Genomic DNA, 21,554 nt, shown 5'->3' on the forward strand with positions numbered 1-21,554 from the left:
CGCCAGGCGGGGGCGGACACCCCCGCCAAGCGCCAAGGGGCACAGCCGCGCGGAGCCCCTACTTGGGGGCCACCCGGCAGGCGGCCGTGGCGGTCCCGTTCGTCACACCGCTCCCGGTCAGACCGGTCACACATTGCGCTTGGTCGCCGGTCAGCCCGGCGGAACACGCCGTCCGGACCGATTCCGGGGCCTCACCACCCTGTAGCTCCCGCTCGACCTGGTTGATGCAGGCCGTGACGTCCGCGTGGGCGGCGGGGGCCGCGAAGGCCGCGCCACCGAGCGCCAGGGTCAGGCCGGTCAGGGCACCTGCGATACGGGTCGACGTGCGCATGGGACGCACCTGCTCTCCGGGTCTTCGCGCGGCCCGGAATCTGGGGTGCCGGATCCGCGATCCGCGTGGGGACGGCGCCGAGCGCATGCGGCCGGCCTACAGCCACTGGTCACGGGCCCCGCACCGGACCGGCTCGGCAGAACCTCCCCCTCCTTCGACGCTAGAACAGCCCCTTACCGCACGCACCCGCTGGGCCCTCTCCGCCGGACCGTGCCGCTGGCCCTGAGCGGGCAATGCGCAGGTGCGGGAACGTGCCTACGCTGGAAGGGACACCCGGGATGAGGATGACAATGAAGCGCACAGCAGCTTTGCGTTCGGTCAATGGCAAACCCGCCATCGCCGCCGTTGCCGCCGTTGCCGCCACGTGTCTGTTGTCCGGATACGCGGGTTCCGATGGGCGCGCTCCCTCCGCGACGGATGGGGCTCTTGCTGCCGGCTCGCATGCAACACGGTTGTCGGCGGCCGACGATTCCTGCCAGACCTCGCTGCCGGACAGTTTCTGGCGTGCGCCCGTGGACAAGCTTCCCGCACACCCGAGCTCTGCCCAGTACGTCTCCTCGATCGGGTCCACGAAATCCCTGCACCCCGACTTCGGGTCGGGGCTCATAGACGGCGTGCCCTTCGGCATCCCCATCACCGTCTCGGACGCGCAGGTGCCCGAATCGAAGGTCTCCCTGGACTACGCGGAGGAGAGCGACAAGTCCGGGTACCGGATCCCGCAGAACGCCAAGATCGAGAACGGTCCGGCGAGCACCGAGGACCGGCACGTCGTCGTCTGGGACCGCGCCCTGTGCAAGTCCTACGAGCTCTGGAACGCGAAGCCGCAAGGCGGCAATGCCTGGCATGCCGGCGGGGGCGCGGTCTTCGATCTGCGGACCAACCAGCTGCGGCCCGACGGGTGGACCTCGGCCGATGCCGCCGGCCTTGCCATCCTCCCCGGCCTGGTGCGCTACGAGGAGGCGGCAAGCGGGCAGATCGACCACGCGATCCGCATCACCGTGCCCCGCTCGGACCAGAGCTACCTCTGGCCCGCACGGCACCAGGCGGGCTCCGCGGCGGACAAGTCGCTGCCTCCCATGGGGCTGCGACTGCGGCTCAAGAGCTCGGTGGACACCTCGAACCTGGCCCCGCAGGCCAAGGCCGTGGCCGAGGCGCTGAAGAAGTACGGCGCCATCGTCGCGGACAACGGCTCGGCCTGGTACATCTCCGGTGAGGAGAACCCCGGCTGGGACAATGCCCAGCTCGACGGACTCAAGAACATCAAGGGATCGGACTTCGAGGCGGTCGACGCGTCCGGACTCCAGCAGTCGCCGGACTCAGGGGCTGTTGCGCCGAAGTGACCCTCGGGACGTGAGAGCGGCCGGCGCCGCCCTCAGTCCAGCCTGGCGGCGACGTCGTCCCGCAGGCGCGGGAGAAGAGCGTAGAGACGGTCCCCGGGGCAGGCGGTGTGGTTGAAGTCCCGATGGCCGTGGATCTCGTACGGCGCCAGCCCGTACTGCCCACAGACGTACGCGCACAACGACACGAGCGCCTCGTACTGGCCGGCAGGCGGGTCCACTCGCGTATAGGTGCCCTCGGTCTCGATGCCGACGGCCACGTCGTTCTGGCCGACGCAGTGGGCGGACCGGACCTGCCTCAGCCCCTCGGACAGTTCGGCGAGACTGTGGTGGCGCCCTTCGGTGACGTACGCGCCACGGCTGACGGTGAAGTGCTGGCCTGTGTCGACCCACCCCCGGGTGTCCATGTGAAGGCTCTGGACCGCCCGGGCGAGGGCGAAAGCACGCCGCAGCGAGAAGTCATCCCCGTTCGCCGTCGCCGTGTGGTGGACCACGATCCCCCGGGGCGGAGAGGAAAGAACCGTGACGGGCCCCGTCGGCGGCCGAGCACCCCACGCCTCACAGCCGAAGATTTCCGGACCGCCCGCAACCACCGACGCTGAGGCCCGGACGCCAGGCACCCATACCCCCGGCCCGACACCCAGCGCAGCGGCAAGCACCCTCCGGCGGCCGATCAGCCCACGACGCCCAGGCACCGGGACCCCGCCCTCGCCACGCACCGACACGTCCTCCACGAGACGCAGAGCCCGATCACCGCCGCCGTCACCGCTGTCACCGCTGTCACCGCTGTTCGCCCACACGCGGCTCAACGACCGGTCGTTCAAGAAGGAACGCACGGAGACGCGCGTCAGCCTTGCCTGCGTTGCCTCATTCGAGTGACGAGACAGCGGCCGGAGTTGGGGAGAAACCGCAGCTCGTGAGGTTTCTGCACCGGTCGTCGGCGCAGGTGGCCCCTGCGCCACGCGGGTGATCGGTCCGGGACCATTCACTGCTCGCGGACCGCGACGACGCGGCGCCCTGCCGCGAAGCGCAGCGGGCCCGGGTGAGAGTGGGCACTCATGCAGGCAGGAAGCAGGTTCGCCGGCAGCGGCACCGGTATGGCGGCCGGGGTCGCGCTGTGATTCCGGCACAGGCCGCCCGGCCTCCGAAGGACGTGCGGGTCGTGGTCGTCGGCGCGGGGTTCTCGGGCATCGGCGCCGCTGTCCGGCTGCGCGAGGCGGGTGTGCGCGATGTTCTCGTCCTGGAGAAGGGCGAGCAGTTGGGCGGCACGTGGAGGGAGAACACGTATCCCGGCTGTGCGTGCGACGTGCCTTCGACGCTCTACAGCTACTCCTTCACCCCCGGTACCGAGTGGACCCGGCTGTTCGCCGGGCAGCGCGAGATCCACGGATACCTGCGGGCGACGGCCGAACGCTACGGCCTCGGGGCCGTCCTGCGCTGCGGAGTTCGCGTGCTGGCGGCCCGGTGGGATCCGACGGCCGGGCGCTGGCTGCTGGAGACCAGCGACGGGCCCTACCGCGCCGCGGCGCTGGTCCTGGCCACGGGTCCCTGGCACGTCCCGCGTCGTCTTGACGTACCGGGGATCGAGGACTTCGACGGGCCCGTGCTCCACACCGCCCTCTGGGACGACGGCGTCGACCTCGCCGGCCGTCGGGTGACCGTGGTGGGGAGCGGAGCGTCCGCCGTGCAGATCGTCCCTGCGGTGCAGGCCCGGGCGGCCGCCGTGCACCTTTTCCAGCGCACCGCGCAGTGGGTGCTGCCCAAACCCGACCTGCCGTTGCCCCCACTGTTCAACCGGGCCATGGACCGTCTGCCCGGCAGCCGCGCTGCCCTGCGCGCCGGCCAGTACGCCCTTCAGGAGGGCTTCGGCTACGCCTTCCGCCACCCTCGGGTCGCCCGCCTGCTGGAGATCGGAGCCCGCGCGCATCTTCGGCTGGCCGTTCACGACCCGAAGCTGCGGCGGGACCTCACGCCGAAGTACCTGCTCGGCTGCAAGCGTCTGCTGACCTCCAGCACCTTCTACCCCGCGCTGACGCAACCGCATGTTCACCTGCACCCCACTGCGGTGACGGCCGTACGCGGCAACGAGGTCATCGGCGCCGACGGCACCGCGGTACGGACCGACGTACTCGTGGAGGCCACGGGCTTCCGCGTCGGCGAGCTGCCGCTGGCGCGGAGTCTGTACGGGGCGAACGGCCGGAGCCTCGAAGAGGTGTGGGGAGGCGAACCCCAGGCGTACCTGGGCACCACCGTCAGTGGCTTTCCCAATCTCTTCCTGCTGCTCGGGCCCAATCTGCTCGGTGGCTCGGCCTCCGCGATCACCGTCCTGGAAGCGCAACTGACCCACCTGGTCTGCGCGCTCGGCCACCTCGACCGCGGCGGCCATCATGCGCTCGACGTCACCCCAGCCGCACAGGCCGCCCACAACACCGCGCTGCAGGCGGCGTTGGCGACCACGGTCTACAACTCCGGCGGCTGCAGCAGCTACTACTTCTCCGCCCGAGGCCGCAACACCTTCGCGTGGCCCTGGTCCACCGGGCACCTCGTCCGCCGGCTGGGCCGCTTCGACCCCGGTGCCTACACGTGGACGGCGCCCGCGCCCCGCTCGGCGCCGGCCCCCACGGTGCACGGGGAAGAGATCAGCCGGTGAAGCCGCGACAGCCGAGGCGACCGCGCGGAGCTCATCCCGCGCCTTCGGCAGGCTTGTCCCACACGAGTGAGTAACGCCAGAGCAGGTGGCGGCGGAAGCGACATCCCGGCAGCAGGCGCGTCGCCTCCGCACGAACCTCGCGCCACGCCATGGCGGGCATGTGGATGGGCATGCCCTGCGGGTCGGTCTTGCCTCCGTGGCGGCGCGCGTTGAGCCAGGCTGCCGGGACGCCGACACCGCTGATGATCCAGTCCAGCGGAGTCCGGTTGCGGGCGAGGCCGAGGACCACCAGACGCCCGCCCGGCGCGAGCAGCCCGGCCATGGCCTTGATCGCCTGCGAGAAGTCGACGTGGTGGACCACCGCTACGGCGCTGACGAAGTCGTAGGTGCCCTGGGTCAGCAGGCCGTACGAGCCGTCGAGGAAGTCCACCTCGGCGAACGTCGCATTGCGGAGGTGAGAGCCGCGTTCCCGGGCCAGACGGATCATCTCGGCGGAGCTGTCCACGCCGGTCACCGTACGGACTCGCTGGGCCAGCTTGCGCACCATCAGTCCCTCACCGCACCCGATGTCCAGGGCCGCGTTGCATATGTCCGGTACGGCCCCCAGCACCACCGGGTGATAGTGCACGTTGTGGTTCCAGTAGTCCATGACATCACCGTAGCCAGCGGCGGACGGCATCCACCGGCCGGTGAGGAGTCAGCCCTCCGTGTACTGGAGCGCGTCGTGTACCGCCGCGTACGCGGAAGGCTGCGCCATCAGCACGCACAAGGTGTAGAGGGCGTCCTCCATGGCGCGGCGTGCGGCGTCGTCGGTGGGGGCGGCGGACAGTCGCACACGGGCATCGAAGAACCGGCCGAGGGCCTGTTCGGCGTCCGTACGGCTCGGCATGAGGTGCGGCTCGGGCGTGGAAGGTGCGGTGCCCGGGGTCTGGGCCGCCTGTACGGCATGGCGAAGGGCACGCTCGATGCGGACGGGGACGGGCGTGCCCCGGGATGCGGCGACCATCGCTGCCGCCAGCTCGGCCGCGGTGAGCTGGGCATATGCGGCCGCCGCCGACAGGATCCGGTCAGCCACATCAGCCGGGGCGGGGGTCGTCGCCATCAGCATGCCCACCGCCCACGACACGGCCGGCTCGGGCGGCGCCGGCGCGTCGGGGAGGTGAGGCCCCTCTGGAGCGGGCGAGAAAGGGACGTAGGCGGTCATGGAGATCACATGCCTTCGAGGGACGCGATCACGTGAGGCGGGAGCGGGTTCCGGTGCGGTGGAGGAGTCGTTCTTCGAGTCGTTCTTCTTCTACCAGCATCGTGGGCATCCGCCCGACATACGTCAAGAATCGCCCTCCGCCTCAGGCGGCGAGCGCTTCGGCCAGCTGGTCGTGGGTCATGGTCGAGCGGCCGGGTACGTTCGCGGCGGCGGCCCTCTTGTACAGCTCGGCCTTGGTCAGCGACTGGAGCGGCTGGTCCTTGGCACTGCTGATCCGCTTCTTCGCCGCCGGCTTCCCGGCCCGCTTCCCCGCCGCCGTCGTAGCCTTCTCGCCGGTCGCCTTGGGGCTGCGAGCGCGTTCGACGCTCGCGCGCAGCGCGTCCATGAGGTCGACGGTGCCGGTGGCCTTGGCCGGCGGCCCGGCCCTCTCGACGCGCTCACCTGTCTTCTTCGCCTCGATGAGGGCGGAGACCTTCTCCTGGAAGGTGTCCCGGAAGCTGTCGGGGTCCCAGTCCATGGACATGGTGCTGATCAGTTTGTCAGCCATCTTCATCTCACCCGCGCTGACCTGCGTCTTTCCGGGCAATCCGGGGATCTCCTTGCGCGGGTCGCGGATCTCGTCGGCCCAGTGGAGGGTGTGCAGGGTCAGGATGCCGTTCTCGGCCTTCAGCGCGACCAGGTACTCGCGGCCGCGCATCACGAACGTCGCGACGCCCGCCCGGTTGGCCTTCGCCAGCGCCTTCTCCAGCAGGGCGTACACCTTGCCGTACTCCTTGCCCTTGGGGCCCAGGTAGTAGGTCTTGTCGAAGAAGATCGGGTCGACCTGGTCGAGGTCGACGAAGCCGCTGATCTCCAGGGTCTGGGAGCGGCCCGGAGCTATGTCGTCGAGCTCCTCGGGCTCGACCAGGACGTACTCGTCGCCGCTCTCGTAGCCCTTGACGATGTCGTCGAGCTCGACCTCCTTGCCCGTGCGCTCGTTCACGCGCCGGTTGCGGATCCGGTCGGAGGTGCCGCGCTGCAGCTGATGGAAATGGATCGTATGGCTGTCGGTCGCCGTGTAGAGGCCCACCGGCAGGCTGACCAGCCCGAACGACAGGACCCCCGCCCACACTGGACGCGCCATGACGATCACCGTCCCTCGCGTAGCCGCTGTGTCCCCGGCGCCTGGCCACGTGCCGTGTCCGCACCCCACCGGCGCCCGGGCGTGCGGGATGCGGCCCCCGTCGCGGCCATGAGGGCCAAGGCCGCACCCCGCACCGGGCGCCTACCCAGCTCCCGACACGTCAACGCTCCGCTGCCGCTGCCGGTCCAGGTCCCGCTCCCGTGTCGCGACGCCGACGCGCCCGATCGCGTGCAGGCCGCGGCCACGGACCGCCCGGCGAGGCGAAGTGCGCCGTCACCGGCGTTAGGCTCGGAACAGGCTGCGAAGGGGATGGTGTGCATGTGCCGCTGGCTCGCCTACTCGGGTACACCGATGCTGCTCGACGCCGTGCTGTACCGCCCGGAGCACTCACTGATCAACCAGAGCCTCCATGCCCGGATGGGCGTCGAATCGACCAACGGTGACGGATTCGGCATCGGCTGGTACAGCCCGGACGGCGACGGGACGCCCGCGGTGTTCCGCGACATCGGGCCGGCCTGGAACAACCGCAACCTCCGCGAGCTCGCCGCGCATGTCCGTTCTCCCCTGTTCTTCGCCCACGTCCGCGCCTCCACCGGTTCGGCGATCCAGCAGACCAACTGCCATCCGTTCCGCCACGGCCGCTGGCTGTGGATGCACAACGGGGCCATCGCAGACTTTCCCCGGCTGCAGCGTGACCTGTGCATGGCCGTCGACCCGGCGCTCTTCCCGTCCATCGAGGGGTCGACGGACTCCGAGGTGATGTTCTATCTGGCGGTCACTTACGGCCTCGACCAGGACGTGCCGGGTGCGGTGGCCCGTATGGCGGGCCTGGTGGAGCATCTCGGCAAGGAACACGGCGTGCCGGATCCGCTGCAGATGACGGTCGCGGTGAGCGACGGCGAGCGCGTCTGGGCCTTCCGCTATTCCAGCCAGGGGAAATCCCGCTCGCTCTTCTACAGCAGCCGGGCCGAGACCGTCCGCCACCTCCACCCGGAACTCGACTACCTCAGAGGGGTCTCCGACGAGACCCGGATGGTGGTTTCCGAGCCCCTGGGAGACCTACCCGGTGTGTGGAACGAACTGCCCGAGGCCAGCTACGCGGTGATCCCGTCGGGCCCTCATACGGACTACCTTCCGTTCTTCCCCGAATTCCAGTGACGCAGTGACGGTCCGGCGACGCAAGGGACCCCCGGTCGACACCGAGAGTCCGTGGCGGGACGATGGAATCAGACCGATGAGGTTGCCCAGGCTGCCACCGGCGGGGCTGTGGTCGTCCTGGAACGCGGGACCGATGGATCGGGCCCACCCTCAGGGGTCTGCTCGGCGGACCGGCCCTCTGGGCCTGCGGACGCGCTTCCCAGGCGCGACTGCCGCCTGAAGAAGGCGTATCCGCCCTTCCCCCTCCGCGGCCCCGCATCATGTACGTCCGCGAGCTCCCGGACGGGAGAAGGAACAATGAATCGACGTATCAGGCTGGCCGTGCTGACGCCCGTGGTGGTGTCGTCGCTGGCGCTGGGTTCGGTGGCTTTCCTAGGGGGTACGGCCCAGGCGGCGCTCCCCGCTGCCACATGCAGCGTGACGCAGAACGCCGCGGATGCAACAAAGTTCGACTTCAAGGGTCAGGGTTTCAAGCCCGGTGAGGACGTCAAGGTCACGGTAAAGGGAGAGCCCGTGGGCGCTGCGGCGGCGGCGGCTGACGGGACGCTCGTGTTCACGGCGATCCCGCCTGCCGGAGTCGTCCCGGTCACCATGCAACAGGGCGACGACCCGAAGGTCACCTGCACCACGGTCAAGGAGGCCGAGCAGCAGGACGCCCGCGCCGAATACCGCAAGGGCTACCGGCAGGGCGTCGCCGACACCAAGGAAGACTGCAAGAAGGAACCCCCGAAGCAGGGTGTCGCCCCGCTCGACCCGAACTACGAGAAGGGCTACGCCGCCGGCTCGGCAGCCGCACTGGCTCAGTTCTGCAAGTGACGGGAAGAGTTCCCTACCGCGGCCAAGGCGGCCCCAGGCTTCAGCCGCCGGGGGTGAAGGTCACCGGCAGACTCTGGGGCCCGCGCAGTCCGCCGGGGCGCCAGCGGATCTCCTCCGGTGCCACGGCAATCGCGAGCCCTGGGAGGCGGCGCAGGGCGGTGCCGATGGCGATCTGCCCCTCCAGCCGCGCCAGCGGCGCACCGAGGCAGTAGTGGATGCCGTGCCCGAACGCGAGGTGGGCGTTGTCCGGCCGGGTGATGTCCAGGCGGTCGGGTTCGGGGAACCGTGCCGGGTCTCGGTCGGCGATGGCCGAGGCGATCAGTACGGTCGCACCGCGCGGGATGGCCACGCCCGCGATCTCGGCGTCTTCGCGGGCGAACCGGGCGATGCCGGGGCTGACCGGGCCGTCGTAGCGGAGGAACTCCTCGATCGCGCCCGGCAGCAGCTCGGGGTCGGAGCGCAGCAGGTCCATCTGGTCGGGGTGGGCGAGCAGCGTGGCGATGCCGCCGCTGATCAAGTTGACCGTGGTGATGTAGCCCGCCGCCAGCAGCAGGAACACCATGGCGATCAGCTCGTCCTCGGTCAGCTGCTGTTCCTCGTCCCGGGCGGTGATGAGGGCGCTGAGCAGGTCGTCACCGGGGTGGGCCCGTTTGGCCTGGATGAGCTCGGTCACGTAGGCGCGCATGTGCTGCCACGCCTCGTTCACCACGGCGGGGTCCGGCGGTTCCGCGCCCCGCATGACCATGCGGTCGGTCCAGCGCTGGAAGTCGTGACGGTCGTCCACCGGCACGCCGAGCAGTTCGCTGATCACCGTGACCGGGAGAGGCAGCGCGAAGTCCGCCACGATGTCGGCGTGGCCGGCCGGGAGGACCGCCTCCAGCAGCCGGTCGGTGACGGCCTGGATCCGGGGCCTCAGCTCGGCCACTCTGCGGGCGGTGAACGCCTTGGAGACCAGGCGGCGCAGGCGGGTGTGGTCGGGCGGGTCGCTGCGGAGCATGTTGCTCAGCATCGACTCGCGCTGCACTTCTGGCAGCTGCTGCAGGAGCCGGGTGTCCGAGGCATCGCGTACGTCGCTGCTCAGGTGGGGGTCGGACAGGGCCACGAGTGCGTCTTCGTAGCGGGTGACGAGCCAGGCATCCAGACCACCCGCGATGACGACGCGGCGCACGGGCGCGTCCTCGCGCAGTTGCCGGTAAAGGGGGAAGGGGTCCGCGACGAAGGCCGGGTCGGCGTAGGGCAGCAGGACCGGCCGCTCACTCATGATGCCTCCAGGAGTACGTCGCCCTAGCTGTGGAGAGCCTCAACCCTGCCCCCGCCCGCCGTAGTACGAGCGCCCTGCCCGATGCGTGGGGGCAGGGCGCTCGGGGTGCTGAGGAGAGCGCCGTTTCGCTGACGCGGAACGGGCTACTTCTTGTCGCGCAGGGTGTCCCTGGTGCTGCGGGCACGCTCTTCGGCGTCGGACATGGCTTCCTTCGCCTTCCCCTTGGCCTGGTCCATCTTGCCCTCGGCCTTCAGCTGGTCCTTGCCCGTGACCTTGCCCATGGCTTCCTTCGCCTTGCCCTTGGCCTGGTCCATCTTGCCCTTGTCAGCCATCGTGGATTCCTTCCGGTTCGGACTCCCGGCGCGTGTCGCCGGTGCCTGGGGAGTGGCGGGCGCGCCCGGACTGCGGCCTCCTACGAGGCCTGGGCGAGCGGCCCGCTCGGGTGGCACTCCGCCTCTGATCATGTGGGGGCCGGCGCACTGGCGCACCCCGGAATGCGCCAGCCGGGCCAACGCACCCGGAGAGCCCTTTGACGCGGCGTGTGCGGGGCAGGTGGCCCGGCAAGCGGCGGGGCGGGGCGGGGCGGTCTGCGGTCCCGATCGGGCTCGGCCCGGCTGACATGGACTGCAGCGGCCTTCGGTCCACCGTGGTGGACGGATCCCGCGAACGTGGGGCGGGCCCTGGAGCGGGCAAGGCCGGCGGCCGGCGCCGAGAGATGGCGCAGCAGGCCGAGGCCGCAAGGAGGCCGGACAGAGGGGGCCGCGCGAGGCGGGCGCGGGAGGCGGGCGGCGGGCGGAGAGACCCGCTGGAGGTGGCTCGCCGTCCGCAGGTTCACGCCGACGCAGTGCCTGGCAGCTTCGTCGTGGGCGACAGCCGGGATCCGGCTGCCGATCCGGCACCGCCCCGGAGCCTTATGGCCCCGGGGCGGGTGGATGCGCTGCCGGGTCAGGCGGCGGTGATGTTCTCCGCCTGCGGGCCCTTCTGGCCCTGCGTGATGTCGAAGGTCACGGCCTGACCTTCCTGGAGCTCACGGTAGCCGGTGGAGTTGATGTTGGAGTAGTGCGCGAAGACGTCCGGTCCGCCGCCGTCCTGCGCGATGAAGCCGAAGCCCTTTTCGGAGTTGAACCACTTCACGGTTCCGCTGGCCATGTCCATGCCTCTCAGTCGATGTCGGATCCGCACCGCGCGGACCCGGAGGTGATCGCCCTGGTCCGGCACTGCACAGCAAAACGCCCACGCCAGGGCGCGGGCAGGGACTGCGAACCACGACAGCTGGAGCTGAAGCTACACGCCGAAACCGCCTGCCACCAGAGAGCAACCGTCACTGGTTGCGGACGGAGGCATTCACCCGAGCCCGGAGGGCTGCCGAGAGAGCGGGCACGGAGTCCGCCGAGGCGTACACCGTGGTCGCGTCGACCTGCCCGGCCGCGCCAAGGTCGAGGCGTACCGGCGGGTCCAGGTGCAGGGCGACGTTCAGCGAAGTCTCCACCGAGCAGGCCACCGCCCCCGGTTCGCCCGGCACCGGCCGCGGGCCCCGGCCCGGGACGGTGCGGATCACCGGCGACGCGGAGCGGACCGCCGAGCGCGGCAGCGTCACGTCCCCGAGGAAGCCGGTCCGCAGGACCACCCGCTCCGCGTCCACCTCGTGCGGATGCCGGAGCACCGCGGCCACCAGGCCGAATCCGGCCAGCACCAGCAGCGCCTCCAGCGCCGCGTGCACCGGCCGGACCGCGGGCGGCAGCATCGAGGACAGCAGGAAGGCCACCACGACCTCCATCGCCGCCAGGGTGAACACCACCTGCCGCAGCCCCGCCGAATGCCGCAGCCCCGGCACCGGCGGGCGCCGCACCAGTACCGCCGTCAGCGACCCGGCCCACACGCGCGCGATGCCTGCCCGGGTCGGCCTGGTCGTCACGGCCCCCGTCATCCGTTCCGTCGCGGTCACGGATACCCCCCCTGTTCCGTCGTTTCCTCCTCTCAGGCTCGGGCGAGTTCGGGGAGGAGGAAAGTGACGAATGTCAGCGGCAAGCGGGGCATTTGCCGGACCCGCGCTCCCTCCCCGGATGCATCGGCGTGTACAGGGCCGCGACTCACGTGGCGCCCAGTAGTGTCCCGAATCAACACATTTCGTCCGATTTCGGGGATGCGCGTTGCGTCGATTCACTGTTGCTCTCGCCCTCCTGGCAACCCTCGTCCCTGGCTCCCACCTGGGCTCGCAGGCCGTCTCGGCCGTGAGCGGGCCGGCGAGGGGCGGCAGCCACGGCACGAACATCCTGATCGTCGGCACCGACAGCCGCGCCGGTCTCTCCGCTGCCGAGAAGCGCCGGCTCCACGTCGGTGGCGAGGGGTGCAACTGCACCGACGTGATGATGCTCGTACATCTGTCCGAAGACGAGCGGCGCGCCAGTGTCGTCTCCATCCCGCGCGACTCCTACGTCGCATACGCGGGCGACACGCAGCCCGCGCGAGGCAAGATCAACGCCGCGTTCAAGCTCGGCGGCGGCCCCCTCACGGTGGCCACCGTCGAGAAGGTCACCGGTCTGCACATCGACCACTACCTGGAAACCGGCTTTCTCGGCTTCGAGCAGACGATCGACAACCTCGGTGGCGCGACGGTGTGCACGGACCGGCCGGTCAAGGACGAGAATTCCGGCCTCGACATCGGCGCCGGCCGCCACCACGTCAATGGCAACGGAGCGCTGCGCTACGTCCGGGCCCGCCATGTCGACGTCCGGCCCGGTGACCTCGGCCGCGTCCGGCGCCAGCAGCGCGTGGTGAACGACCTGCTGGCCCGCCTTCGCTCCGAGGGCGCCCTTTCGGGGCCGGTGAGTACGGCCCAGACGGTCCGTACGCTGTTGAAGACCGTACGCACCGACGAACGGACCGGGCTGTACGACCTGGTCCGCATCGGGTGGGCCCTCGGCCGTCTCCGTGCAGAGCGGACCGAGTTCGCCACCGTACCGATCCGGCTCTTCGACCACCGGGTGCCCGGCGTGGGCTCCACGCTCGTGTGGGACGAGCCCCGCTCCGCCGCGCTGTGGGACGCCCTGGGCGCGGACCGCCCGATCACCGGCGACCCGCGCATCCAGCCCGTCCCGGAAACCCCGGCCGTGACGAATCCCGCCCACATCGCCGTGCGTGTGGACGACGCCGCCGTCGCGGCGGCCTTGCGCGCCAACGGGTTCGTCGTCACCGACACCTCGCGGTCGGCGCCGGCGGTACGCCCTGCGGGCCCCCCGGTCATCCGGTACCCCGCCGGCCGGGAGGACGATGCGGCGACCCTCGCGGCCGCTCTGCCCGGCTCCGTCCTGCGGCCGGTCGCGGTTCAGGGCGCGCCGTTCGACGTCGCCGTCGGCACGCAACCCGCCGTGGTCAAGACCGTCACGTACGACCGCAACGTCGCCGACGGCGCCCCGGTCACCGCCGACCACCTCCGCTGCGCCGGCCCTAAGGACCGGCCGGAACCCGCCAGCACACCCGCCGGCAGCTGACGCGGCCCAACTCACCCACCTGCGGGGACCTTTGACGCCCTGGCATATCATCCACTCGATCCCCGCTGCCCGCCCTACCGCAGGGTCGGCGGGAAGTGATTCCTGACGAGAGGGCAATGAGCACTTGCGATTGACAGGCAAGCACCGGATATCCATCGTTGCCGCGGCGGCGGCCGCGGCGGCCGTCGTGGGGAGTCTGCAGCTCTCGGCCACCGCGTTCGGCACCGAGGACACCGGGAACAGTGCGTCGGAGTCCGTGGCATCCGAGACGGCGCCGCAGACCGAGGCACCCGACACCCACGCCGAGGACTCCGCCACCTACAGCAGCGACAGCACCACCTTCAAGGGTGGCGTCATGTCGCTCGGCGCGCCGGCCTCCCAGCAGTCGACGAGGTCGGCCGCAGCCGCCGCACCCGCACCGCCCCAGGGCGAGGGGTGGAAGCTGAGCGGTGCCACCAAGTGGCTGGAAACCGGCTACACGATCAAGTTCTACGACCAGAAGTCCGCGGACTGGCTGGGCCCGTACGTGCAGGCCACCGCCGCGGACCTGCGGCGCATCACCAACCTGCCGGTCACCGTCGACACGAAGCCGGTCGGCTGGGACTACGCCAGGCCCAGGGGCGAGGTGGTCATCGGGGTCCTGCACCACCCGTGCGTTCCGCCGACCGAGGGCGGCTCCATGGGCAGCACCGGCTGGAAGGTGGTCCGGGACGGTTCGGGCACCGCGCACCTCAGCTGCGGTCTGACCGCCTCCTCACTGCCGGACACCGTGACCAGTGGGCACGCGTACATAGACGACGAGTTCTTCACCTCGGCCGGCAAGCCCGCCGCCGCCACGGGTGAGGCGTACATGCGCAACCACATCAGCCACGAGATCGGGCACACGCTGGGCCTGACCCACGCCAACCGCAGCCTGAACAAGAGCGATTGCGTCAAGGGAACCGACTCCGGCCAGTTCCCGGTGATGTGCACGCCCACGTACGCCTACCAGGACAAGCGCGCAGGCAACTACGTCCAGCAGTTCGACGTGCAGGGCCTGCGCCGCCTCGCCGCCGGCGCCGGCGCCGCGCTGTCCCCCCAGGGGAAGGTGACCGGGATCGGCGCCAAGTGCCTGGACGTCAAGGGCGGGAAGGCCGTCAACGGCACGCAGATCCAGCTCTACACCTGCAACGGCTCCGCGGCGCAGTCGTGGATCCTGGGCAAGGACGGTACGTTCCGCGCGCTGGGCAAGTGCCTGGACGACGCGCGCAACGCGAACACCGACGGCAACAAGATCAGCCTCCATGACTGCAACGGCACCGCGGCGCAGCGCTGGTCCGTCAACGCCAAGGGCCAGATCGTCCACGTCGCGTCGGGCAAGGTCCTCGACGTGACGGGCGGCGCGACCGCCAACGGGACCGCGGTGCAGCTCTACACGGCGAACACGAACAAGCGCCAGGTCTGGGTCACACCGAAGTAGCCCCTGCTCCGGTCGACCGTGTGCCGCACGCGGCTGTACGCGCGCACCGGGCCCGGGTCCCTGGAGCCCCTGCCTCCGCTCCTCGACCGGAGCGGGGCAGGGGCTCTTGTCGTCTTCGCGACGAGGCCGGCCAGTGGGGCAGCCCGACGGCCCTCTCTCCGCTGCGCCGCTGCTGGATGACGACGGCGACGACGAGGAGGGCGGGCGGCGAGTGTGCCCCTGGCACTCGCCGCCCTCACCCTCTTCGGGTCCCGCTACTTGTCGACGCTGAAGCCCTGGTCCGCGCCGTACCTGGTGCTCGACTTCCGCCAGGCCTCCAGTCCCTGGTCAAGGGTCGTCGAGGAGACGTACGCCTTGCCGACGGTGTCGTTGAAGACGGAGTTCGCGTACACCTGGTACGGCAGGTACGACCACCCGGTCCCGACGTTCCGGGCGGCGTCGGCCAGTACCTGGTTGACCTGCTGACCGCCGAAGTAGGGGAAGCCGGTCTCCAGGAACGCGTTCGACTCCAGGTCCGCCCGCGTGGCGGGGAAAGCCCCTTCGGCGACCCGGGTCGCGACTCCGGCTCCCGTGGTCGCGTATTCGATGAAGGCGTAGGCCAGCTCCTTGTTCTTGGCGGCCTTCGGTACGGCGAGGGAGCTGCCGCCGTTCTCGGCGCCGGCCTTGGCTCCCTTCGTCCACTGCGGGAGGGGAGCCACGCGCCAGTCCCCCGATGCGCCGGGAGCGCCCGAGGCGAGGTTGGCGGGCATCCAGGCGCCTATGGCCAGCGTGGCGATGCTGCCGTCGGACAGGCCCTTGTACCACTCGTCGCTCCAGGAGCCGACCGGTGCGAGCAGGCGCTCGTCCAGCAGCTTCTGCCAGGTGCTCGTGTACGTCTTGGTACCGGGGTCGCCGAAGTCGATGCCGACCTTGGTGCCTTCGACCTTGTAGGGGCGGCCGCCGGCCTGCCAGATGAGGCTGGTGGTGGCGCCCGCGTCCCCGGTGTCGTTCGTGATGAAGAGCTTCGGGTCGGCCTTGTGCAGGGCCCGGGCCGCCTCGACGTACTCGTCCCAGGTGGTGGGGACGGCGACGCCGTGCTGGTCGAATACCTTCTTGTTGTAGAACAGGGCCATGGGGCCGGAGTCCATGGGGAGGGCGTACACGGCCTTGTCGTACCGCACCGCGCTCCACGGCCCGGTGGTGAAGGCCTTGTCGTACGCGGACGCACCGTAGCGCGTGAGGTCCTCCATGGACTTGCCGATGGCGAACTGGCCGAGGGCGTAGTACTCGACCTGCGCGACGTCGGGGGCGCCCGAGCCGGCGGCGATGGCGTTCTGCAGCGCCGTGTACTGCTTGTCTCCCGTACCGGCGTTGACGAGCTCGATGTCCACCTTCGGGTACTTCTTCTCGAAGTCGGCGGCCACCTTCTTGAGCGTGGGCTCCCACGCCCACACCGTCACCTTGCCGCCCTCTTGGAGCGCCGCGGCCACGTCCTTCACCTCTCCGTCTTCGGCGGGGTCCGAGGTGCCGCAGGCGGTGGGCCCGAGGGCCATGACGCACGTCGCGGTGACGGCGGCGAGGAGCCGGCGGGTGCTGTTCGTTCTCATCGGTGGTGGTGCTCCTGATTCGGTGTGCGGAAAAGGAGGGTCGACAGGAGGAACGGGGGCGATCGCGCTCACTCCTTGACGCTGCCCGCGGCCAGGCCCGACTGCCAGTACCGCTGGAGCAGGAGGAAGACGACGACGATCGGCGCGATGGTGAGCAGGGAGCCGGTGATGATGAGGTCGAAGACGGCCTCCCCACCCGCGGTCTGGGCCTGGGCGCTCCACGCGTTGAGTCCCAGGGTGAGCGGGTACCAGTCCGGGTCCTTGATCATGATCAACGGCAGGAAGTAGTTGTTCCAGGTCGCGACCATGGAGAAGAGCAGCACGGTAACGGTTCCCGGCATGAGGAGCGGCAGGGCGACCCTGAAGAAGGTGCGCAGCTCCCCGGAGCCGTCGATGCGGGCCGCTTCGAGGAGCTCGCGGGGTACCGCCTCGGCGGCGAACACCCACATCAGGTACAGCCCGAAGGGCGAGATGAGGGAGGGGATGATCACGGCCCACGGCGTGTTGACCAGCCCCATGTGGCTGAACATCAGGAACGTGGGTACGGCGAGGGCGGTACCGGGTATGGCCACCGCTCCGATGACGACGGCGAAGACGGCGCGCCGGCCCGGGAACTCGTACACGGCCAGGGCGTATCCGCCGAGGACGGCGAGGGCCGTCGCGCCGCCCGCCCCGGCGGCGACGTACAGCAGGGTGTTCAGCATCCAGCGGACGAAGACGCCGTCGTCGTAGGTCAGGGTGCGGGAGATGTTGTCCCAGAGGTGGAAGTCCTTGCCGAACCACAGGCCGAACGAGCCGAGCAGGTCCTCCTGGTCCTTGGTCGCGTTGATCACCAGCCACACGAGGGGAAGCAGCGTGTAGACGAGGACCAGCGCGGTCACCAGGGTCAGCGGGACACTGGGCCGCGGGTCGAGGGGGGTGTGGGGGCGCCGGGGACGGCGTCGGCCCGCGGATACGCCCGTCCGTCTCCGGTCGCCCGGAGGGCGCGTGTCCGGGGTGCGGGGCCGTGCTGCGGCCTTCGTGGTTTCCGCGGGGGCGACGGAGGAGTTCGGGGTCATGTGCTCAGCCCTTCCGCATGCCGCGGAACTGGACCGCGTAGGCGATGACCGCGGTGATGGCGCCCATCACGATGGCCACGGTCGCCGCGTAGTTGTGCTGTCGGCCGGAGAAGGCCAGCGAGTAGGTGTAGAGGTTCGGCGTGTATCCGCTCGTGATCGCGTTGGGGGCCAGCTTCTGCAGGATGCTCGGCTCGTTGAAGAGCTGGAAGCTGCCGATGATCGAGAAGAGGGCTGCGATGACCACGGCGCCGCGAATGGCCGGCAGCTTGACCGCCGTCACGACCCGCCACTCCCCCGCACCGTCGATCGCGGCCGCTTCGTAGAGCGAACGGGGCACGACTTTCAGCGCGGAGTAGAAGATCAACATGTTGTAGCCGACGAACTCCCAGGTCACGATGTTGCCGATCGAGGCGAGCACCAGCTGGGGCGAGAGGGGATCGGGAAGGGAGAGCCCGAAGACGTCGTTGACGTCGCCCACCAGCCCGAACCTGGTGCCGTAGATGAATCCCCACATCAGGCCGGCCACCACTGCGGGGACGGCGTACGGAAGGAAGACCGACACGCGGAAGAAGGCCTTGCCGTACAGCCTGCCGCTGTCGATGGCGAGAGCGACCAGCAGCGCGATCCCGAGCATGATCGGCACTTGGACGGCGAGGAAGAGCGCGACCCGGGCGAAGCCCTCCCAGAACCGGGGATCGGTCAGCGCCTGGACGTAGTTGTCCGCGCCGACGAAACTGGTTCCGCCGATGAGGCGGTCGCGCATCAGGCTGAGGTAGAGCGCGTATCCGATGGGCGCGAGGAAGACGAGCCCGAACACCGCGGCGAACGGCCCGGCGAACCCCCAGCCGACGAGGGACTCCCTTCGGACGCGGAAGCGGGGTCGTGGACGGGGCTGGGAGACTGCTGTGGCCGGTGACGGCTGGAGCGTCATGGTGGGGTCCTTGTGTCGGTGACCGACAGGTGTGCGACGAAAGGGAAGAGAGGCCTCCGGGCCGGAAACGGCCGCATCGGGCAGGCAGCGATGAGAAATGTTTACGTAATCATCGGTAGCGTGATGGTGGCACTCCCGTCGGGGAGCGTCAAGCACGCCGAAGTCGATGGAGGAAACCCGGTGACGGAAAAGGACACGGCCACGCTCGCCAAGGCGGCTGCTGTCGGAGGCCGACGCACGCCGAAGGGCCGGCAGGCCCGTGTGTCGATGGCGGACGTCGCACACCGCGCCGGGGTTTCCTCGCAGACGGTGTCCCGGGTCTCCAACGGACATCCGGCGGTCGTCGAGGAGACCCGGCGCAAGGTGCTGGAGGCGATGAAGGAGCTCGGCTACCGGCCCAACAGCGCTGCCCGCGCCCTCAAGCGCGGCGATTTCCGAACCATCGGCGTCATCACCATGAGCCTGTCCAGCACCGGCAACGTGCGCACGCTGGAAGCCATCGCCACCTGCGCGTCCCGTGCCGGGTACGCGGTCACGCTGATCCCGCTGGACGCCCCGACACGGGACAACGTCAAGGGTGCTTTCACGCGGCTGGACGAACTCGCCGTCGACGCGATCGTGCTGATCATGGAGGTCCACCTGCTCGACGCGAGGCTGCTGGAACTGCCCCCTCACGTAAAGGTCGTGGTCGTGGACTCCGATGCCGGAGACCGCTTCCACGTGGTGGACACCGATCAGCAGCAGGGCGCTCGCGCCGCGGTGGAGCACCTCCTGGAACTGGGCCACGACACGGTCTGGCACATCGCGGGGCCCGAGGAGTCGTTCGCCGCGGGCCGGCGCGCGGCCTCCTGGGAGGCGACCCTGCGCGAGCGGAGCCGTGACGTGCCTCCCGTGCTGCGCGGCGACTGGACCCCGGAATCCGGCTACCGGGCAGGGCTGCGCCTCGCTCAAGAGCCGGGCTGCACCGCGGTGTTCGTGGCGAACGACCAGATGGCCCTCGGAGTGCTGCGGGCCCTGCACGAGAGCGGCCGGCGCGTGCCCGAGGACGTGAGCGTGGTCGGCTTCGACGACATCGCCGAGGGGACGTCCTTCATTCCCCCTCTGACCACAATCCACCAGGACTTCGCGAAGGTGGGGGAACTGTGCGTCGACGCCATCCTGCGGGAGCTCGGCGGAGAGACCCTGGAGGGCGGTACGACGCTCGTACCGACCCGGCTCGTCGTCCGCCGCAGCACGGCTCGCTGCGGGGCCGGCCACCTCGGGTGACGTGACGCCGACGGGCCGGCCGCGCGGCGTCCCCGCACGGCGCGACCGGGTCCCGCAAGCCGGCACCGTGATCCGCCGTGGCGGGCAAACACGGCCCGCTGAGGGTGAGTTGACGGGGCAGGGCTGCTCCGGACGCGCTGCCGCGGATTCCTGCCCAAACTCTTGACAGGCCTCGGATCGGCTTCCACACTCACAGCCAACTCCCGCGTGTTTACGTAAACATAACCGGGGCGATACACCGGTTTCACAGAACCCGACGCCGGGCCACCGGCCCGCGGCGCCCCCTGCGCACACGCACCCGCACGCATCCGCGTGCACCCGCACCCGCATCCGCACCCGTCAGCCGGCAAGAGGTACACACCATGCGACGTCATCCCCCGCGCACAGCGGCCGTGGCCCTGTTCGCCCTCGTGGCCGCCCTCCTCGTGAGCTTCCTCGGCACTCCGGGCATCGCCGAGGCATCGCCGTCCCCCGTGACCGTCGTCAACGCGACGCAGTTCACCGATCCCACCGGCAGCCCCGTCCACGCCCACGGCGGAGGGGTGATCAAGGTGGACGACTACTACTACTGGTTCGGTGAGGACCGCAACCCCGACAACAGCTTCCGGTACGTGTCCGCCTACCGTTCCACCGACCTCAAGACCTGGGAGTTCCGCAACCACGTCCTGTCCCAGGCCAGCGATCCGGAACTGGCGACCGCCAACATCGAGCGTCCCAAGGTCATGTACAACCGCGCCACGGACGAGTTCGTCATGTGGATGCACAAGGAGGGCAGCGCCAGCGACTACAGCGAGGCCCGAGCCGCGGTCGCCGTCTCCTCCACCGTCGACGGCGACTACTCCTGGCGCGGCAGCTTCCGGCCCCTGGGCCACATGTCCCGGGACATCACCACCTTCGTCGACACCGACGGCGCCGGCTACATGATCTCGGCCGCCAACGAGAACGCGGACCTCCACGTCTACCGGCTGAACGCGAGCTACACCGGCGCGGAGACCCAGGTCCAGAAGCTGTGGGCCGGCCAGTGGCGCGAGGCTCCGGCCATGTTCAAGCGCGACGGCGTGTACTTCCTGCTGACCTCCGGCGCCACCGGGTGGTCGCCCAACCAGCAGAAATACGGGACGGCCGACAGCATCACCGGTTCATGGAGCTCGCTGCGGGACTTCGGGGACAGCAGGACCTACGGCTCCCAGACCGCCTACGTACTGCCCGTCGAAGGCACCTCGGGTGTCACCACCCACATGTACATGGGCGACCGCTGGGGCGACTCGATGGGAGGCCGGGTCCAGGACTCCCGGTACATCTGGCTGCCGCTGAAGTTCCCGACCAGAACCACACTGTCCATGGACTACTTCCCCCGGATCATCATCTCCACGGTTGCCGGCACCGTCCGGGGCACGGGCGACTGGAACACGCTGACGGCCGTGCACAGCGGCAAGTGTGCCGACGCCGCCGACTGGTCGGTCGCCGACGGGGCCGCCCTGGTCCAGTGGACCTGCGGATCCGGCAGCGTCAACCAGCAGGTGTGGTTCCAGGGCGCCGGGGCCGGCACGGTGCAGATCATGCTGCGCCACAGCGGCAACTGCCTCGCGGTCCGTGACGCGTCCACCGAGGACGGCGCCGCCGTCGTCCAGACCGCCTGCGGGGACGGACCCGGCCAGAAGTGGAAGACGGCCCAGTCCGGACCGGGCGGGCTGCGGCTCGTCGCCCAGCACAGCGGGAAGTGCCTCGACGTCACCAACCAGGCCACGACCGACGGCGCGCCGCTCATCCAGTGGACGTGCAACTCCGGCGACAACCAGAAGTGGCGGCGCTCGGCCGCTTGACCTTCCGGCGCGCCTCCGGTGGCCGCCCGGCCGTGCCCCGTGCCGTGTGCGCGGGGCACG

The 21,554-nt window shown here is 70.2% G+C and carries 20 protein-coding genes; 8 read left to right on the top strand and 12 right to left on the bottom strand.

Annotation, left to right across the window (positions count from 1 at the left end; genetic code table 11):
- Positions 1–58: 58 nt before the first annotated feature.
- Positions 59–331 carry a hypothetical protein gene (locus ACZ4TG_RS08925; RefSeq protein WP_468160885.1) on the bottom strand — a complete coding sequence of 91 codons (273 nt, stop codon included), beginning with the start codon at positions 329–331 and terminating at the stop codon, positions 59–61.
- 512 nt (positions 332–843) lie between these two features.
- Between ACZ4TG_RS08925 and ACZ4TG_RS08930 the strand changes: the two genes are divergently transcribed.
- Positions 844–1,671 (top strand): hypothetical protein, encoded by an 828-nt coding sequence (locus ACZ4TG_RS08930; protein WP_468160887.1) that lies wholly within the window; start codon positions 844–846, stop codon positions 1,669–1,671.
- A 32-nt stretch (positions 1,672–1,703) separates the two neighbouring features.
- Here the strand turns inward: ACZ4TG_RS08930 and ACZ4TG_RS08935 are convergent, their stop codons facing one another.
- Positions 1,704–2,798, bottom strand: a complete 1,095-nt coding sequence (locus ACZ4TG_RS08935) for a peptidoglycan recognition protein family protein (protein WP_468160889.1) — start codon at positions 2,796–2,798, stop codon at positions 1,704–1,706.
- On the opposite strand from ACZ4TG_RS08935, the gene ACZ4TG_RS08940 reads away from it, so the two are divergent.
- Positions 2,786–4,318, top strand: coding sequence for a flavin-containing monooxygenase (locus tag ACZ4TG_RS08940; RefSeq protein ID WP_468160891.1), 1,533 nt, complete (start codon positions 2,786–2,788; stop codon positions 4,316–4,318). The two genes, ACZ4TG_RS08935 and ACZ4TG_RS08940, sit on opposite strands and share 13 nt — an antisense overlap.
- Positions 4,319–4,349: 31 nt before the next feature.
- Here ACZ4TG_RS08940 and ACZ4TG_RS08945 read toward each other — a convergent pair whose 3' ends face one another.
- The 3 genes from ACZ4TG_RS08945 to ku form a co-directional block, all read right to left on the bottom strand.
- The gene (locus ACZ4TG_RS08945) at positions 4,350–4,967 is read right to left on the bottom strand and encodes a class I SAM-dependent DNA methyltransferase (protein WP_468160893.1); all 618 of its coding nucleotides are present in this window, start codon (positions 4,965–4,967) and stop codon (positions 4,350–4,352) included.
- Positions 4,968–5,015: 48 nt separating this feature from the next.
- Positions 5,016–5,420, bottom strand: coding sequence for a DUF5133 domain-containing protein (locus tag ACZ4TG_RS08950; protein ID WP_468160895.1), 405 nt, complete (start codon positions 5,418–5,420; stop codon positions 5,016–5,018).
- Positions 5,421–5,664: 244 nt separating this feature from the next.
- Entirely contained in the window at positions 5,665–6,645 is a 981-nt protein-coding gene (gene ku, locus ACZ4TG_RS08955; protein ID WP_468160897.1) for a non-homologous end joining protein Ku, read from the bottom strand.
- A gap of 318 nt (positions 6,646–6,963) precedes the next feature.
- Here ku and ACZ4TG_RS08960 point away from each other — a divergent pair, with 318 nt between their 5' ends.
- Positions 6,964–7,803: a class II glutamine amidotransferase gene (locus ACZ4TG_RS08960; protein ID WP_468160899.1), complete on the top strand. Its 840-nt coding sequence runs from the start codon at positions 6,964–6,966 to the stop codon at positions 7,801–7,803.
- Positions 7,804–8,100: 297 nt separating this feature from the next.
- Entirely contained in the window at positions 8,101–8,619 is a 519-nt protein-coding gene (locus ACZ4TG_RS08965) for a hypothetical protein (protein ID WP_468160901.1), read from the top strand.
- Positions 8,620–8,659: 40 nt separating this feature from the next.
- Here the strand turns inward: ACZ4TG_RS08965 and ACZ4TG_RS08970 are convergent, their stop codons facing one another.
- The 4 genes from ACZ4TG_RS08970 to ACZ4TG_RS08985 form a co-directional block, all read right to left on the bottom strand.
- A complete protein-coding gene (locus ACZ4TG_RS08970; protein WP_468160903.1) occupies positions 8,660–9,880 on the bottom strand; it encodes a cytochrome P450 family protein in 1,221 nt (406 codons plus the stop codon).
- Positions 9,881–10,023: 143 nt separating this feature from the next.
- Entirely contained in the window at positions 10,024–10,212 is a 189-nt protein-coding gene (locus tag ACZ4TG_RS08975) for a CsbD family protein (RefSeq protein WP_468160905.1), read from the bottom strand.
- Positions 10,213–10,825: 613 nt separating this feature from the next.
- On the bottom strand, positions 10,826–11,029 hold the full coding sequence (locus ACZ4TG_RS08980) for a cold-shock protein (protein ID WP_328929665.1): 204 nt from the start codon (positions 11,027–11,029) through the stop codon (positions 10,826–10,828).
- Positions 11,030–11,201: 172 nt separating this feature from the next.
- Positions 11,202–11,825 carry a hypothetical protein gene (locus ACZ4TG_RS08985; protein WP_468160907.1) on the bottom strand — a complete coding sequence of 208 codons (624 nt, stop codon included), beginning with the start codon at positions 11,823–11,825 and terminating at the stop codon, positions 11,202–11,204.
- A 205-nt stretch (positions 11,826–12,030) separates the two neighbouring features.
- Between ACZ4TG_RS08985 and ACZ4TG_RS08990 the strand changes: the two genes are divergently transcribed.
- Entirely contained in the window at positions 12,031–13,371 is a 1,341-nt protein-coding gene (locus ACZ4TG_RS08990) for an LCP family protein (protein ID WP_468160909.1), read from the top strand.
- A 130-nt stretch (positions 13,372–13,501) separates the two neighbouring features.
- Positions 13,502–14,830: a ricin-type beta-trefoil lectin domain protein gene (locus tag ACZ4TG_RS08995; protein ID WP_468160911.1), complete on the top strand. Its 1,329-nt coding sequence runs from the start codon at positions 13,502–13,504 to the stop codon at positions 14,828–14,830.
- 254 nt (positions 14,831–15,084) lie between these two features.
- Here the strand turns inward: ACZ4TG_RS08995 and ACZ4TG_RS09000 are convergent, their stop codons facing one another.
- The 3 genes from ACZ4TG_RS09000 to ACZ4TG_RS09010 all read right to left on the bottom strand — a co-directional run bounded on the left by ACZ4TG_RS09000 (position 15,085) and on the right by ACZ4TG_RS09010 (position 18,405).
- On the bottom strand, positions 15,085–16,416 hold the full coding sequence (locus ACZ4TG_RS09000) for an ABC transporter substrate-binding protein (protein WP_468160913.1): 1,332 nt from the start codon (positions 16,414–16,416) through the stop codon (positions 15,085–15,087).
- A 68-nt stretch (positions 16,417–16,484) separates the two neighbouring features.
- Positions 16,485–17,474, bottom strand: a complete 990-nt coding sequence (locus ACZ4TG_RS09005; RefSeq protein ID WP_468160915.1) for a carbohydrate ABC transporter permease — start codon at positions 17,472–17,474, stop codon at positions 16,485–16,487.
- 4 nt (positions 17,475–17,478) lie between these two features.
- Positions 17,479–18,405, bottom strand: coding sequence for a carbohydrate ABC transporter permease (locus ACZ4TG_RS09010; protein ID WP_468160917.1), 927 nt, complete (start codon positions 18,403–18,405; stop codon positions 17,479–17,481).
- A gap of 267 nt (positions 18,406–18,672) precedes the next feature.
- Between ACZ4TG_RS09010 and ACZ4TG_RS09015 the strand changes: the two genes are divergently transcribed.
- Together ACZ4TG_RS09015 and ACZ4TG_RS09020 are read left to right on the top strand one after the other, a co-directional pair.
- Positions 18,673–19,671: a LacI family DNA-binding transcriptional regulator gene (locus ACZ4TG_RS09015; RefSeq protein WP_468161448.1), complete on the top strand. Its 999-nt coding sequence runs from the start codon at positions 18,673–18,675 to the stop codon at positions 19,669–19,671.
- A gap of 362 nt (positions 19,672–20,033) precedes the next feature.
- A complete protein-coding gene (locus tag ACZ4TG_RS09020) occupies positions 20,034–21,494 on the top strand; it encodes an RICIN domain-containing protein (RefSeq protein WP_468160919.1) in 1,461 nt (486 codons plus the stop codon).
- Positions 21,495–21,554 lie beyond the last annotated feature (60 nt).

The sequence above is a fragment of the Streptomyces sp. NPDC028314 genome (assembly GCF_055565795.1).

What these genes read in the sequence shown, in the direction of transcription:
- ACZ4TG_RS09020 (WP_468160919.1), top strand. Translation starts at nt 20,034, where the DNA reads ATGCGACGTCATCCCCCGCGCACAGCGGCCGTGGCCCTGTTCGCCCTC.
- ACZ4TG_RS08950 (WP_468160895.1), bottom strand. Translation starts at nt 5,420, where the DNA reads ATGGCGACGACCCCCGCCCCGGCTGATGTGGCTGACCGGATCCTGTCG.
- ACZ4TG_RS08965 (WP_468160901.1), top strand. Translation starts at nt 8,101, where the DNA reads ATGAATCGACGTATCAGGCTGGCCGTGCTGACGCCCGTGGTGGTGTCG.
- ku (WP_468160897.1), bottom strand. Translation starts at nt 6,645, where the DNA reads ATGGCGCGTCCAGTGTGGGCGGGGGTCCTGTCGTTCGGGCTGGTCAGC.
- ACZ4TG_RS09015 (WP_468161448.1), top strand. Translation starts at nt 18,673, where the DNA reads ATGGCGGACGTCGCACACCGCGCCGGGGTTTCCTCGCAGACGGTGTCC.
- ACZ4TG_RS08970 (WP_468160903.1), bottom strand. Translation starts at nt 9,880, where the DNA reads ATGAGTGAGCGGCCGGTCCTGCTGCCCTACGCCGACCCGGCCTTCGTC.
- ACZ4TG_RS09000 (WP_468160913.1), bottom strand. Translation starts at nt 16,416, where the DNA reads ATGAGAACGAACAGCACCCGCCGGCTCCTCGCCGCCGTCACCGCGACG.
- ACZ4TG_RS08975 (WP_468160905.1), bottom strand. Translation starts at nt 10,212, where the DNA reads ATGGCTGACAAGGGCAAGATGGACCAGGCCAAGGGCAAGGCGAAGGAA.
- ACZ4TG_RS09010 (WP_468160917.1), bottom strand. Translation starts at nt 18,405, where the DNA reads ATGACGCTCCAGCCGTCACCGGCCACAGCAGTCTCCCAGCCCCGTCCA.
- ACZ4TG_RS08980 (WP_328929665.1), bottom strand. Translation starts at nt 11,029, where the DNA reads ATGGCCAGCGGAACCGTGAAGTGGTTCAACTCCGAAAAGGGCTTCGGC.
- ACZ4TG_RS09005 (WP_468160915.1), bottom strand. Translation starts at nt 17,474, where the DNA reads ATGACCCCGAACTCCTCCGTCGCCCCCGCGGAAACCACGAAGGCCGCA.
- ACZ4TG_RS08945 (WP_468160893.1), bottom strand. Translation starts at nt 4,967, where the DNA reads ATGGACTACTGGAACCACAACGTGCACTATCACCCGGTGGTGCTGGGG.
- ACZ4TG_RS08960 (WP_468160899.1), top strand. Translation starts at nt 6,964, where the DNA reads ATGTGCCGCTGGCTCGCCTACTCGGGTACACCGATGCTGCTCGACGCC.
- ACZ4TG_RS08925 (WP_468160885.1), bottom strand. Translation starts at nt 331, where the DNA reads ATGCGCACGTCGACCCGTATCGCAGGTGCCCTGACCGGCCTGACCCTG.